Origin of the sequence: Proteus faecis (assembly GCF_030286765.1) — a bacterium.
Taxonomy (GTDB): Bacteria; Pseudomonadota; Gammaproteobacteria; order Enterobacterales; family Enterobacteriaceae; genus Proteus; species Proteus faecis.
The window spans coordinates 81,913-96,830 of the sequence record NZ_JASVWV010000006.1 but is presented as its reverse complement, the minus strand read 5'-3'; the positions used below and the strand labels follow the sequence as shown (position 1 = coordinate 96,830).

The window sequence follows — 14,918 nt, the reverse complement described above, 5'->3', positions numbered from 1 at the left end:
TCCTAAATTAATCTAACGAAAGCCACTTCTTCATATTCTCACCCAATGCAGTCATGCTATTGACGGCAGAAGGGAAAAATGAGTTTTCAAACTGACTGCTGTTACGGGAACGGCAGACCAGTGTGCTGAAGTTACCAATCAGGCGCTGATAATATTTAGCGCATGCTGGATAATCCAGTGTTTCGGTCATCGCTGCTGTTGATAAATAATCCGCTAACACCGCAGCCTGTTCTGGTTTATCTTTCCAATTCTCATAAAGCCAAACATAAAGCTCTGGATGGAAATTTGCCATAACACCGCTATATGCCTGACATCCTGCTTGGAATGAAGCTAATAGCGTTTGACTGTTGGCGTTTGCAAGATGCAAGCGAGTTCCTTTTGATAATGCCAAACGACGTTCTATCATCGGAAGAGAACAGCACGTATCTTTGATAAAAGTAAAGCGATTGCTTTGTGCACACCACTCTACAATCTCTTCAGATAACAAGCGCTTGTAAGGATAAGGGCATTCATAGATACCCAAATCAATCTCTTTTGGTACCACATTGGTTAAGACTTGCAGTGTTTCCAGCGCTTTATCATCTGACTCACCGACTAGAGCCAAGCGATTACTAATCATAATGACGCCATCGACGCCTGTACCCGCCATTGCCTGCAATTGTTCTTTTTGCTGACTTAATGCGGTTGCAGTATGACCAGAAGCGACTACAGGTACTCTTCCATCTGCTTTCTCAACGATAAAACGGGTAAGTGCTTGAGTCTCCTCATCACTTAAATAGAACATTTCGCTTGATTGGCAAGCGGCAAATAGACCATGTACACCGGAATCGATATACCAATCTACAAGACGCTCTAATGACGCCCAATCAATCTCCCCTTTGGCATCAAAAGGGGTTAACATAACAGGCCAAACACCGACGTATTTTTGCTGACTCATCATCAATTCCTTACAGTAAGTTAATGGCATCACCTGCCACTTTCACTTGGATACCTTGAGTCAATGCTTGAGCAACAAATGCTTTTAGCACAAACGCCAATTTATCTTCATCAACATAAGCCACAGTAATGTGGTTACTTTGATGTCCCGCCATAAGGTCATCACGTGTTACGCCATCTAACGTACAGTTCAGTAATGGCCATTCGTAGTTAGTTGCTCTACGACGACGTTCAAATTCTGCTTCAGGTAATTCCACCGCTACACCAGTACCAATATGCATAATTACATCTGTACCTTCATAGTGTGCACGCGCCCATAACAAACGCCCTGCTTTACCTTGACCTGCGATAGTTGATCCCCCTTTAGGGAAGAACATCGGAGGCTGGCGATAACCTGTCGCACCTTTTAAGCCGCCTTTGAGGTGTTCAAAAGGAACAGAGCCTGAAATTTCCATATCCCAGTAGAATGTGCCTTCATACTCACTACCCCAACGAATATCATGTAGTGTGGTTTCAGCCGGTAATCCTAATGAGGTTAATAAACGCCATAACATCGTTTGAGGAATAGCCGTACCCATATCCACTTCATTGATACAAGGAATTGGCGTGTTAGGGCAGATAATCTCGCCGTTTTCATCTGGTAGAGGGAAACGCATGGTTGAACCAATCGCACCTTCAGCAAAGTCAGACGCAGGGCAACAATCTTTTAAGCCCTGCTGATATTGCACACCCACCGCAGTTAGACCAAAACGTTTTACGAAACGCGCCATTGCAATCATCATGGCGCACTGCTCCATCACTTGTTCACGGGTGAGTTCAGTTTTGTCATCCTGACCAAACATAAACGTCATCCCGTTATCTTCGTACCACTGTAAACATGCCTCTCTTAATTCTGTCGGTACTTTCGCCATTTCGACCAATAACGCAGATTGAGAAAGGGATTCAATAGGCATACCAATATTGATCATTGCCTGTTGTGGGAAGACCCCGTTAATCATTCCCATACAGAATGTATCGAACAAACCAATTATTTCTTTATTTTTAATTATATATTCGCCGACTTTACGACCCACTTCGCCAGCTTCTGTCGCCATTACCCTGTGTGTTGGCGCAACATCTGTAAGATAGCTAAGCTTATGATTTACATAACCATATTTTAACCAAGTTGCTAAACCATCTACAAAAAATTCATCATCAAACGCTTCTGACCATAAACGTGAATAATTTTTACCTAAGCTAGTCATCGTACCCGCTAAGCACAACATACCCACTAGACCCGGCCATGTACCATCAAAGTTAGCCAGCAGTAAAATAGGGCCTCTATGGTGTGCCAAGGAAGAGGCAATATGGTGTGAATATTGCCATGCGGTTAATAACACGATAACCGGAGCATCAGGATCAATTGCGGCAAACATATCGCAACCTTCACGCTGACTGCTGATAAAACCATGACCGCGAGCTTCATTAATTTCATGAGCACGCTTCATTTTGTAACCTTGAGCTTCTAATGCTGCGGCCAATTTATCTTCAAATTTTTTCTGTACAGGCCAGCATGTTACGTTTGCAGGCTCACGTAAGTCTGCGTTGGTGACCATCAGGATCTCTTTCTGACCAGCTGTGATGGTTGTCGGTAATTTTGGTAGATTTAAGTTCAACATAAGATATCCCTGGTGAGGTAAACTTGGTTCATAATCGGAAACATTAGAGGTCAACAATCTGACATCATTTCGTTATAACGTTGCTGATCTTGATACATCTGCAAATAAACTTGATATTTAGCTTGATGGAAGGCAAATGTGTCACTATCTGGTGTGATAATGCTACCTTCTCGTACCATTGCGCTGGCAGCTTTAGAGAAATCATCGAAGGCTTTACACGCTACAGCGCCTAATAATGCAGCCCCTAAATTCACCGCATCTTCTTCTTGCGCTAAATGAATTTCACGGCCTGTCGCATTAGCGTATTCACGTAGCCACAATGGATTCTTTGTTGCACCACCACACATCACGATGCGATTGATTTGATGTCCCGCATCTTCCAGTGTGTCGATAATATGGCGTGTGCCATAAGCAATAGATTGCAGTGTTGCAAGATAATAACGAGCCAATGCAACACGACCACTTTCCAGCGTTAAACCGCTTACCATACCTTTTGCAGCAGGATTGGCGCGCGGAGAACGATTGCCATGATGGTCAGCTAAAACATGAAACTGAGCTGTTGGATATTGTTCATTCTCTTCCAATTCAGCGACAGCTTCGTTTAATAAGGCATAGTAGTTAACACCTTTTTCTTTTGCTTCTTGCTCTAATTCAGCCCATGATTCATGACGGCGGATAGACCATTCAACTAACGCACCAGCAGCACTTTGCCCACCTTCGTTTAGCCATAATTCTGGTAACATCGCGCCAAAATAAGGCCCCCAAACACCGGGAACCATAATTGGATATTGGCTGACTATCATGTGGCAATTAGACGTACCACTGATAATTGCCAAACTACCTTCAGGTTGTGATGCCGTTAATGCCAAACCACCTGCATGTGCATCAATAATGCCTGAAGCAACAATGACACCCGTGTGCAAGCCAAACGCATCAGCAACCGACTCATCTAAACAACCGGCCTGTTCGCCTAACGCAAGAATGGTTTGTGGTACTTTTTCTAATAATTCATCCAAACCTACATCGGCTAACAAGCTCTCACTAAATTGCCCTTGATGTGCTAAATAGTTCCATTTACAAGTTAATGTACAAGTACTTGCGACATCCCCTGATGTTGCTTTCCAAACTAAAAAGTCGGCTAAATCAAAGAATCGCCATACGTTTTGATAACGCTCTGGATAATGATTTTTTAACCACAGAATTTTTGGCAATTCCATTTCAATACTCACTTCACCACCGACATATCGTAGTGAAGGATCATTGGTCAAATTGATGGTGACCGTTTCTTGTACAGCACGGTGATCCATCCACATGATGATATCTTGTTCCGCTTTACCACTTGGAGAAACAGAAAGCCCTTTACCATCCTTATCCACAGCAACTAAAGAACAAGTGGCATCAAAACCAATAGATTTCACATGGATAGGATCAATAGCAGATAACGCCACCGACTCTTTTACTGTCGTGCAAACCTGTTGCCAAATATCGGTAGACGATTGCTCAACGAAATCCGTTTTTGGACGGAATTGAGCAATAGGGCGGACAGAAAAGCCCAAACGCTTTCCATTGCTATCAAATACCGCTGCACGGACACTGGCTGAGCCAACATCAACGCCAATAAAATATTGTTGTTCCATGCGAACCCTCATCATTTGCTAACGCTATGCTAATTTTTGCTACTTCGAGTTAGCAAGTTAATTCGAGCATGACGAAAAAACAATCACAATAAGATTGGTTTGTGATGTAGATCTACATCGATAATCTAACGATATGATTTTATTAATAATTTATTTATTTGATTTTATACGCTATTTAGATGATGCACTGAATCGATTATGTTCGTTATGAAACTAACGAATATTTAATTAATAAAATAGGTAAAAGCACTTATAAAAATAGTAATATCTCGACAATAAACTCTCTTTTATTAAAAGATATCTCACTAATAATGAGAGATATTATTCAAAAAATAATGAAACCCGGGAAAACGATAATATTCCTATTGCTATAACGCTCTATTACTTTATTTTTAATAAGTTAATTTAAATTTATATATTCTTTTTTGGAGCATTTAATTATGTTGAAAAATATTGCGATTAGTCTTTCTCTACTTTTTATTACCTCTTCTGCCTTTTCAGCGACATTAGCTGAAAAAGAATTACAACAAAAATTTGAGGAGAATATTCAGTCTCGTGTTATGGATTTAAATAAAAGCTGTGATACCAATATAAAAGTGGTTTTTGATTGGCCTGCATTTTCTGCCGATGATTTAAAAACAATAGGTATTGATAGTTATTGCAGTGAAGGATTAAAAGGTGTAATTAATACTTGTGAAAGCAGCCAAATAGCACAAGAAACGGTAAAAGAAAAAATAGAGAATATTATCTGCTCTAAAGCAACACCGCGTAGTATTGAACTCAAAGATGGCACTCTAAATTTTGGTATTGATTTCAATGCGGCAAACGATGCAAAAGCAGTTCAAGAACACTTAATGAATAATCTCTAAATATATTAAATTCATCAAGCAATAATGCTTAAAGGCATTACTGCTTGTTGATTAAATAACAGCTTGAATAAGCTTTTTAGAATAATCATGAGAAACATCGCCTAAATTATTTATCTCACACAATTCAATATTTTTGCCTTGTAAAAAGAACATCACTTTATCACAGAAATAAGCCACCGTTTGAATATCATGACTAATAAAAAGATAAGAGAGTGCAAATTCTTCTTTTAACTGTTTTAATAAATCTAATATTTGAACTTGAGTAGGAATATCTAAAGAGCTAAGCGCCTCATCTAATACAATAAGTTTTGGGTAAGATGCTAATGCACGACATAAACATACCCGCTGAGCCTGACCACCAGAAAGTTCAAATATATAACGGGTATAGCAACTTTTAGGTAATTCTACTTTATCTAAAAAAGCAAAAATAAGTGTTTTCAGTGCTTGATGGCTAATACTTGGATTAATGATTTTAATCGGCTCAGCAATAATTTCGCCTACCATTAATGTCGGATTAACAGAAGTCAGATAATCTTGAAAAACGATACTGATTATACCTTGGCGATGAAGTCGTTTTGTAACGGGCTTATTATTTAAACAGATAACACCACTATCAGGTAACTCTAATCCACAAATCAAACGTGCTAACGTACTTTTACCACTACCACTTTCACCGACTAAACCAAAAGCTTCACTCGAATTAATATTAAAAGAGAGTGAGTCGATAACCTTCACTTTTTCACCGAATAGTGTGTTATTTTTTTGAATATAATATTTACTTATATTCTCAACGTTTAATAACATAACCCCTCTTTTATTATTATGATGATATCAGTATATTTTTTTATTAATCAATTGCTCAAAGCGTAATGAAAGTTGTCGGCGTGCATTAATTAAATAACGCGTATATTCTTGCGTTGGATGAGCTAAAACGGTTGCTTTCTCACCACATTCAACCATTTTTCCTTTTTGCATGACAAATATATCGTCAGCCATTTCATTAACTATCCCTAAATCATGAGAAATAAAAATCAGTGTTGAATGATGAGTTGTGACGACCTGCTGGAGAAGTTTTAATATATCTTGGCGAAGAGGTGCATCAAGCGCCGTTGTGGGTTCATCTGCAATTAATAACTTCGGTGATAAGGCAAGTGCTATCGCAATCATTACACGTTGCAATTGCCCACCACTTAATTGATGAGGAAATGCTTGCATAATAGATTGAAATTGATGAGGAAATACATGAGATAATGCCAACGCCATTTCTTCTATAGCTTGCTTTTTAGAATAGGAAAAATGGTAGATTAAAGTTTGGCAAAATTGCTTTCCTATTTTCATTAAAGGATCAAAGGCCCCCATGCCATTTTGCACAATCACACCTAAAGATGTCCCCAATAAAGCGCGACGTTGAGAAAGCGATTCATGGCTGATTTTCTTTCCATTCAAGAAAATCTCCCCTGACATGACTAACTGTTCAGGTAGTAATCCCATAATAGCTTTACTAATCAAGCTTTTGCCACTACCACTTTCTCCTACAATCGCGAATGTACGCCCTTGCTTTATTGAAAAAGAGATATCATCAATCAGCTTTTTTCCACTTTCTTGGTGAGTGATAGAAACATGCTCAAGCGTCAGTAAGTTGTTCATGTTTTTCTCCTACTGACTGGCGATTATCCGGATCAAACACATCACGTAAGAAATCCCCCCAAAAATTAAATGCGGTGACAACAAGCGTGATAGCAATACCTGCAGGTAACATTTGCTCTGGATGTAATACCATGACATTTTTTGCTTCACTGAGCATATTTCCCCATTCTGGCGTTGGTGGTTGTACACCTAACCCTAAAAAGGAGAGAGCAGATATCATTAAAATAACACTACCAATATCTGTTGAGGCTAAAACAATAGTTTCAGCAAAGGTGACAGGTAATAAATGACGGCGCAAAATATGGCTAGAAGGCGCGCCAATCACTTGTGCATATGCAATGTAATTACGATGGGAATATTGGCGAACGACCCCTCTGATCATTCTGGCATACCATGCCCATTTCACCAAAATAACGGCAATTAAGATATTACCAATACCCGGCCCCATTATTCCCACTAGCGCTAAGATCATAATTTCTGCAGGAAATGACAAAACAACATCACATAACCGCATAATTAATGTATCTGTCTTGCCATGGAAAAATCCGGCTAACATGCCCATTAACCAACCAATCATTAATGTCACACTCATGGCTAATAAGGCATAAAATACCGTCGTTCTAATACCAAACAATAACCTTGAAAAGATACAGCGCCCTAAATTATCCGTACCCAACGGATAATCAAAACTCATGGGCTTAAATTTCAAACGTATCGACGTTAATGTCGGATCATGTGGTGCCAACCAAGGGGCAAATATTCCTGCAATAACCACAATCGTAATCACCAATAAACACAGTTGTGCACTTTTATCTTTTCCGAGTCGTTGCCAAAACAGACGCCACATCATTATCTCCTTAACCGTGGATCTGCCATCATTTGAATGACATCCATCAGAAAATTAAAAAAGAGAAATAACAGCGACATCAACAGAATATAAGCTTGTATCATCGGATAATCACGACCAAATATAGCGCTGATACATAGTCGTCCGATCCCAGGCCAAGCAAAAATATTCTCAATCACTACCGTACCAGCAATAAGCTTCGGAATACTCATTCCCAATGCCGTTAAACTGGAATACAGCGAATTACGTAAAATATGGCGACGTAAAATAAGATTATCGGGTAATCCACGTGCTCTAGCATAAAAAACATAAGGCTGATGCCATTGATTTAACATCGTCCCTCGTAATAGCCGTAAATAAGTGCCGATATACCCAAAAGAGAGCGCTAAAGCAGGCAAAATAACAGACTGAGGCGATAGCATCCCGCTAACGGGCAACCAATTTAAATAAACTGCGACACCCCAAATTAATAATAATCCTAACCAATAATTAGGAATAGCCGTTAAAACAAACACAATAAAACGGATACATTTATCCGTAAAACCTTGAGGTTTAGCCACACACCATAATGCTAAAGGGAGAGCCAGAATAATCGTAAAGAATAGCGCCGTTGAGGCTAGCCAAAGTGTTGGTGGTAACGCCCTTAACATCTCTTGAATAACTGGGGTTCTTGTCAGAAAAGAAGTACCAAAATCAAGTTGTAAACCCGCTATTAACCATAAAAAATAACGCGTAAAAAAAGGTTTATCTAACCCTAACTCATGACGCATACCTTCAATGGCTTCGGGTGTTGGCACTATTTCATTGACGCGTAGCGCGACTTCCGCAGGATCAGATGGCGCTAACTCCAACAGAATAAAGGCAATAAATGAAATTATCAGTGCCAGTGGAAAGATAGCCAGCACTCTCCAGAATATATAACGTAGCATAAGATTTGATCAGTGTGGCGCGTTGATATGACGAGCCACACTTATTTGGGTTAACCTCATTGAAGTATTAATTAAGGCTTAAAGCGCATCTTTTCAAACGGTATTTCATATTGAGATGGATTAAAACCCACATTTTCTAATTCACTACGATGGATAGCCTTAGTACGTGAATAAGTTAACGGAATATAGACTGCTTGCTCTGCTAATGAGGTAAATAAGGCTTTATAGAGTTCCTGACGACGCGCTTCATTAGGTGTAATTAATAGCTCGCTAATCATTGCATCCAATTGGGCTTTATTGGCCAATCCTTTTTGCCCTTGATAATCTGCATGAGCCGGTATTCTAAATGATGAAACAAAAGAAGCCGGATCGTAAGGCGTTCCCCATGAGAGTGAATATTGTAAATCGAAATCACCATTTTTTTGTCTATCTAAATAGGCTTGCTTCTCTTCACCTAAAATCGTTAGGCCGACACCAATCTTTTTAAAGTCATCTTGAATAAGTTCAGCTATCTCTTTCTCAACAGCATTATTCACATTATAAGAGAGCAATAGCTGTAATTTTTCACCGTGTTTTTCACGGATCGCCTGACCTTTTGGTAATACCCAGCCTTCGGCTTCTAATAGCTCAATCGCTTTTGTTGGACGATAAACATAAATTGGAGAAGAAAAATCACAGTAAGGCACACTGCGCGCCATTAAAGTGTCAGCGACTTTTTCGCTACCCGCCAAAATACCTTGTGCAATCCCTTCTTTATCAACCGCATATTGTAATGCTTGGCGAACTTTTTGGCTGGATGTCATTGCACGACTACTATTGAGCACAATCGCGCGAGAAGCAATCGGTGCACTCATTTCAGTTTTGAATTTATCTGATGCCATAAGAGCTTCAAATGAATCCATATCTAACATGTCACCATCTGCACCAAAAATAAGCTGAATATCCCCTTTTTGCAGAGAAAGTAACATGGTTTGTCTATCGGGGATCACTCGCCACACCACACCATTTAATACTGGCTTCGCTCCCCAATAATTTGGGTTAACTTTAAACTCAGCATATTGGTCTTTTTTATGTTCAGTTAATACCCAAGGCCCAGTACCCACATAGTTCTCAACACCCATTTTGGTTTTACCATTAATAAAAGAATTCGGTGAAATAAAGCGAAATGGGCGAGTTAAACCTAATTCAGTTAATGTTGGATAGTAAGGATTTTTTAGATTTAATCTAACAGTGAATTCATCAACAATTTCAACGTTATCAATCTGACGGACTAACTCTAACCATGCATGACGTTCATAGTTGTCTAGCACAGCTTCAATATTTAATTTTACCGCGTTAGCATTAAAGGGTTCACCATCACTAAACGTCACATCATGACGTAAAAAGAAAGTGTAGCTTTTTCCATCAGGAGAAATATTCCAACGCTCCGCTAAATAAGGTGCAACACCTTTTTCGGTATTTAATACAAGGGATTCAAATACCATGTTTTGAGCCGCCATCTCGCCCGAGTAGAGGTGCGGGTTAATATCACGAATATCTTTTGTGCTGGCATAATCCAACATATTATTACTTTTATCTGCTAACGCAGGAAAAGCACATGTAATTGTTAATAATAGTGTTGGAAATACTGAAAATAAGGACTTCACGTTATTCTCCTTTAATTATTTTTTTGTTTTTGTGCGTGGATCATAAACATCGGTGTTGAGCCATAATTGATTTTTTCTTCTTCGTTCCATACAAAATCACCAATGCGTGTGTCTATCATATATCGGCTAAAACCGACTTCTAACAGAGTATTAATATCCCATTGTGGGCGTTTAATTTGACTTAACGGTAATTGGCGTGCAATTCGTTCCATCTCCTTGGTATCTGTGTTGACGTAGTGATCTTCAACTTGCTTTTCAATTGAACGTTCTCTATCAGCCACAAAACCCTGCCAGTAATTTTCATCAAAAAGATGTAAATACCAGTTAGCATCAAAATTAATTAAACTGCCACCCGGTTTTAATACACGAAACCACTCTGAATACGCTTTTTCAGGCGCTTTTAAATTCCATGTCACATTGCGACTAACCACTAAATCAAATTGCTCACTGGCAAAAGGCAGTTGGTGTACATCACCACGAATAAATTGAATATTTGCTTTATGTGTTTGCGCATTTTGTTTGGCTTCCAGCAACATGCCCTCAGTTGCATCAATTGCCGTAACATCATGACCTGATAACGCTAATAAAATGGCAAAAAAACCGGGCCCTGTTCCAATATCAAGCACCTTTAAGGTTTCACCCTCTTTAATATGCCCTAATAACAGATGACGCCATTTCTGTTGTTTCTCGCTCAGCAATTCCTGTTGATTAGACTCACTATAACTTTCAGCTCTGATATTCCAGTAGCGAGTTACATCATTTAGTAATTGGTTATTATTTATTTTATTTGTCATCAGAAACCTGCTGTTATATCAACGTAAAGAGGGGAATAAATTCCCCTAAAAGCGAATGATTTGGCTATTTTTTAGTGTGGGTAACATACCTTGTAACCCCAAGATGCTCTATGTGCTATATCAATATTCACCGGTACTTAACACGGGAGACCAGCTAATTTGCGATCTTCATCTGTAACTATAAATGTGCATCCTAATGGGGGTGAAGATAAATAAGCAAATGAATTATTTCCGCTGTTAAAATAGAGAAACAAATTGAGCGAATTTAGAAATAAAAATAAAATTTACCTTGTATTAAAAAAGTGGGCGCTTTAATTCCACTTTTTTATAAAACCGTTATAGTCGATAATATTGCTATCTTAAATTTCTTTAAACGAATATAGCCGTCACATAAGGCTTTCTAAAATATGAATCGAATCTCACGATTAACGGCTGATATTGCCCGCGCCGATTTTGCCTTAACGCATCAACAGCAATTACTTCAATTGCTAACTCAACACTTTCCGACGAAGTATCATTCTCTATTTGCTACTCCAGAGAAAAAATCGGATAACGTGATTGAATGGTATTCTCCTGTTTCTGGTCATCCTGTCGCTTTAACCTCGTTACAAGGAGAAGAGCAACAAGAAATAAGACGTATTTTAGATGAACGCCTTAACGATATTAAAACGCAAACGGCGTTATTAGCATCGCAAAATCGCATTACAGATGAAGAGCGCCATCTTTTAGATACCGCATCAACACTACCTGATAGCGATAGTGTCTATATTATTAATGGGCAGCCCGTTATCACATGGTGGCCACGTACAACACCTCTGCCACCTCCTATTGCACAAGTCACCGCAGGTGCAAGTGCTGCGGCTGCAGGTGCCGCACTTGCTGATGTACCCGCCCAAACACGCAATCGCTGGCTACGTTGGTTATTACTGTTTCTATTCTTGCTGTTTTTAATCTTACTCGCATCTTGGTTGAAAGGCTGTTTTGATCCTAAAGCGGTTCCTCCTGTCATTGAAGAGAAACCCGCCGTTGTCATGCCACCAAAACCAGAGCCGATCCCTGAACCCGTCCCAGAACCTGTACCTGAGCCTACTCCCGAACCAGAACCCGCTCCAGTGCCTGCACCTGCGCCCAAGCCTGTTCCCGTGAAAAAACTCACACCACTAGAAGCTTGTGTGCAAGATGAATTGAAACAAGCAGGTGTAACAGAGAAAACAGCAAATACGACTTGTGAAAATCGCTTAGCAAACAAAATTAAACAAATGTGCCCAGCAGATCGCCCAGCGGAACTTGCCCCTCAAGTGATCCTTATCTTTGATGCATCAGGCTCTATGGCACTAAACATGAATTTAACAGAAAGTGATTTAGACTATATTGCTTCAACTGGACAACTTTTCCCCGGTTATGATGCAGAACCTCGACGGATCACAACAGCAAGAAATGCAGCAATAAAAATCATTAATAACATTCCGTCAGATATGAAAATTACCACCGTTGTGGCATCTGATTGTGGTGTTGTGAAATCAAGCCCTGCTTATGGGGGTAATGAGCGATCAAAATTACTCAGTTACATTAAGCGCATTGAGCCCGATAGTGGCACACCATTAGCCGAGTCTATTAAACGTGCAGGTAATTTAATTAAAGGCAATAATCGCGACACCATCATTGTGTTGTTATCAGACGGTTTAGAGTCTTGCGATCAAGACCCATGTGCCACAGCTAGAACCTTAAAACGCGCTCATCCTCGCGCTGTTATTAATGTTGTCGATATCTTAGGAACAGGTGCAGGTAACTGCGTTGCGCAAGCAACGGGAGGAAAAGTATTCACTGCGCGTAATGCGAATGAAGTCAGTTTAATGACTCGAAAAGCGATTGAAGATTATATTCCGAAGAACTGTAAATAATGATTAATTACTATTTCTAATATTTAATTCACCCTCTTTGGTTTTACATTGAGGGTGAACTTTTTCACGTATCGCGTGTATTCTATTATTATATTGAAGTTAGCAATCTCTATATCTTATCGATTTCAGACCATTCTTTAATTATGTTTTTTTCTTTTCTGATCCTTTCGTTATTCAGAATAAACCTATTTTGTGATTATTATCACAATGATTTGATAATCATTAATAGTTTGTTCTTTTATATTTCGTCTTTTTTCCCTTCTACTCCATTATTTTTTAATGTAAAAACCAATATATTGGTAGTTTTATCCATATATTTAAGAAAATAGCGCGTAAACTGTATTACCACTATTTAATTATCATAATCGCTATCTCAATATTCCCTCTTTCACACAAGAAAAATAAAAAAGTCTTTAATAATAATCAGTTAATTAACCCCAAATAATCCGCTAGATAGACACCTAATTTCTGATAATATAAAATGTATACCAAATTTATATCTTTATTTTTAGCCTTAAAGCCTATTTACGGATAAGCCAACTTACCCATAGATAATCTTGCCTAGCGGAATGATCGTCGTGAATAAAGCATTCTTACGAAGTGGTAAATTAGAAAATTACCTCCCTATGGGAGAAAATGGACAGGCTGTTTATATCTCTGCACTGCAGCTACGTGAAACTCTGCGTTTAAGAGGAAAGGCTCATATTTCTCAATGCCTTGCCATTCCTCAGCCAAATGAAACTGGCGAACGCATTGACTGGTATTCACCGATTGATGGCTCGGTGATTCCTTGGTCTGCAGCTTCAGAGGAAGAGCGCACCGCCGCTTATGCCCTACTGAAAAAGAATCAAGATGATTTAATCGCCTTTAGTGAACAAGAGCAGCAAAAGACTGGAAATAAAGAAAGTCAGCTTTTTGGCGCGCTACTCAGTAAAACCATTCAATTTCCTGACGAAAACCATATTTTTATTGTTGATGGACAACCGATTATTACCTTTTGGGGCTTTGTTAGCGCCAATCAGCAACTTAGAGTTGACCCAGTTGCTTGCTTAAAGCCAGCTGTTGCGCCAATTACACCTACATCAACCGTGGTTCCACCAGCACAAGAAAACGTTATCATTACTGACACTAAGCGCCCTTGGTGGCGTTTCTTATGGTGGTTGTTACCTTTATTACTACTTCTACTCGCTATTTTCTTCTTAAGAGGCTGTTTCTCAACGCCAGCGTTACCTACGGTCGATATTAAAACGCCAAATATTGAAGCGCCTAAATTGCCAGATCCTACACTTGAGAAACCAAAAGTTCCCACAGTAGTGGCAAATGGGCACACCGTCGGTGTGCCAACAGGCACTGTTCACACAGGTACATTAGGTACTGTAGATGCGAATGGAAATGTGATTAATGGCACTGGCGGTAACGGCGCGGTAGTTGATCCTAATACGGGTTTACCTGTGGTTGATCCTCAAACAGACAGTAACCAAGGTACATTACCTGAAGGAAACCTGCCTAGCGATGCGCAACAACCCAATATTCCTCCGGTTGACCCCACAGCGCAAAATGAGCAACCCAAAACAGATAATAACCCAAATACAGGGAATGAAAGCCCTCTTCCTAACCCTTCGGTTGATCCCAATGCCCCACCCGATGTCACACCGCCTGCAACAGCAGATAACACGACACCACTCACTATTCCGGCCAATGCGTTAGCCAATGGCTCAACACAATTTCTCAATGGTCAATGGAAAGCGGGCGCAGGTATTCAAGATCAAAAAACGGGTAAACCACTGAGCCTAAATTACCAAATCGATAACGGTAAAGGACAAGTCGTGATGACACGCAGTGATGGCGTGACCTGTAAAGCCCCTGTCAATGCAGCCGTTAATCAAGGCGGACTGAATATTAATAACCAAGGTCAGGCTCTATGTAGTGATGGTTCAAACTATTTGATGCCAAATATTATTTGCCAACCTGGAAGCCAAAATATTGCTGATTGCCAAGGGAAATATGAAAACAGTCAGCCATTCCCATTATCAATGAAGCGGGAGAATAACTAA

Annotated in this window: 12 protein-coding genes; 3 read left to right on the top strand and 9 right to left on the bottom strand. The window is 39.6% G+C overall.

Features of this window, described 5'->3' with window-relative positions:
- Positions 1-7: 7 nt before the first annotated feature.
- From QSH13_RS09855 to QSH13_RS09845, 3 genes are read right to left on the bottom strand one after another with little or no spacing between them, the layout of a single operon-like run.
- Positions 8-937 (bottom strand): dihydrodipicolinate synthase family protein, encoded by a 930-nt coding sequence (locus QSH13_RS09855; protein ID WP_109395946.1) that lies wholly within the window; start codon positions 935-937, stop codon positions 8-10.
- A 10-nt stretch (positions 938-947) separates the two neighbouring features.
- A complete protein-coding gene (locus tag QSH13_RS09850) occupies positions 948-2,594 on the bottom strand; it encodes a signal transduction protein (RefSeq protein ID WP_109395947.1) in 1,647 nt (548 codons plus the stop codon).
- A gap of 50 nt (positions 2,595-2,644) precedes the next feature.
- Positions 2,645-4,231, bottom strand: a complete 1,587-nt coding sequence (locus tag QSH13_RS09845) for an FGGY-family carbohydrate kinase (protein ID WP_109395948.1) — start codon at positions 4,229-4,231, stop codon at positions 2,645-2,647.
- Positions 4,232-4,671: 440 nt separating this feature from the next.
- Here QSH13_RS09845 and QSH13_RS09840 point away from each other — a divergent pair, with 440 nt between their 5' ends.
- Positions 4,672-5,100, top strand: a complete 429-nt coding sequence (locus QSH13_RS09840; RefSeq protein WP_286039089.1) for a hypothetical protein — start codon at positions 4,672-4,674, stop codon at positions 5,098-5,100.
- Positions 5,101-5,151: 51 nt separating this feature from the next.
- Here the strand turns inward: QSH13_RS09840 and QSH13_RS09835 are convergent, their stop codons facing one another.
- The 6 genes from QSH13_RS09835 to QSH13_RS09810 form a co-directional block, all read right to left on the bottom strand.
- The gene (locus tag QSH13_RS09835; protein ID WP_286039090.1) at positions 5,152-5,904 is read right to left on the bottom strand and encodes an ABC transporter ATP-binding protein; all 753 of its coding nucleotides are present in this window, start codon (positions 5,902-5,904) and stop codon (positions 5,152-5,154) included.
- Positions 5,905-5,931: 27 nt separating this feature from the next.
- Positions 5,932-6,747 (bottom strand): ABC transporter ATP-binding protein, encoded by an 816-nt coding sequence (locus tag QSH13_RS09830; RefSeq protein WP_286039091.1) that lies wholly within the window; start codon positions 6,745-6,747, stop codon positions 5,932-5,934.
- A complete protein-coding gene (gene opp1C / locus QSH13_RS09825; protein WP_109395952.1) occupies positions 6,725-7,594 on the bottom strand; it encodes a nickel/cobalt ABC transporter permease in 870 nt (289 codons plus the stop codon). Before opp1C ends, QSH13_RS09830 begins: the two co-directional genes overlap by 23 nt.
- A 2-nt stretch (positions 7,595-7,596) precedes the next feature.
- A complete protein-coding gene (gene opp1B / locus QSH13_RS09820; RefSeq protein ID WP_286039092.1) occupies positions 7,597-8,523 on the bottom strand; it encodes a nickel/cobalt ABC transporter permease in 927 nt (308 codons plus the stop codon).
- A gap of 71 nt (positions 8,524-8,594) precedes the next feature.
- Positions 8,595-10,169, bottom strand: coding sequence for a nickel ABC transporter substrate-binding protein (nikA, locus tag QSH13_RS09815; RefSeq protein ID WP_286039093.1), 1,575 nt, complete (start codon positions 10,167-10,169; stop codon positions 8,595-8,597).
- Positions 10,170-10,180: 11 nt separating this feature from the next.
- On the bottom strand, positions 10,181-10,963 hold the full coding sequence (locus QSH13_RS09810) for a class I SAM-dependent methyltransferase (protein WP_109395955.1): 783 nt from the start codon (positions 10,961-10,963) through the stop codon (positions 10,181-10,183).
- Positions 10,964-11,370: 407 nt separating this feature from the next.
- On the opposite strand from QSH13_RS09810, the gene QSH13_RS09805 reads away from it, so the two are divergent.
- Both QSH13_RS09805 and QSH13_RS09800 read left to right on the top strand, forming a co-directional pair.
- Complete coding sequence (locus tag QSH13_RS09805) at positions 11,371-12,864, top strand: vWA domain-containing protein (RefSeq protein ID WP_249717091.1); 1,494 nt, start codon at positions 11,371-11,373, stop codon at positions 12,862-12,864.
- 578 nt (positions 12,865-13,442) lie between these two features.
- Positions 13,443-14,918, top strand: coding sequence for an SrfA family protein (locus QSH13_RS09800; protein WP_286039472.1), 1,476 nt, complete (start codon positions 13,443-13,445; stop codon positions 14,916-14,918).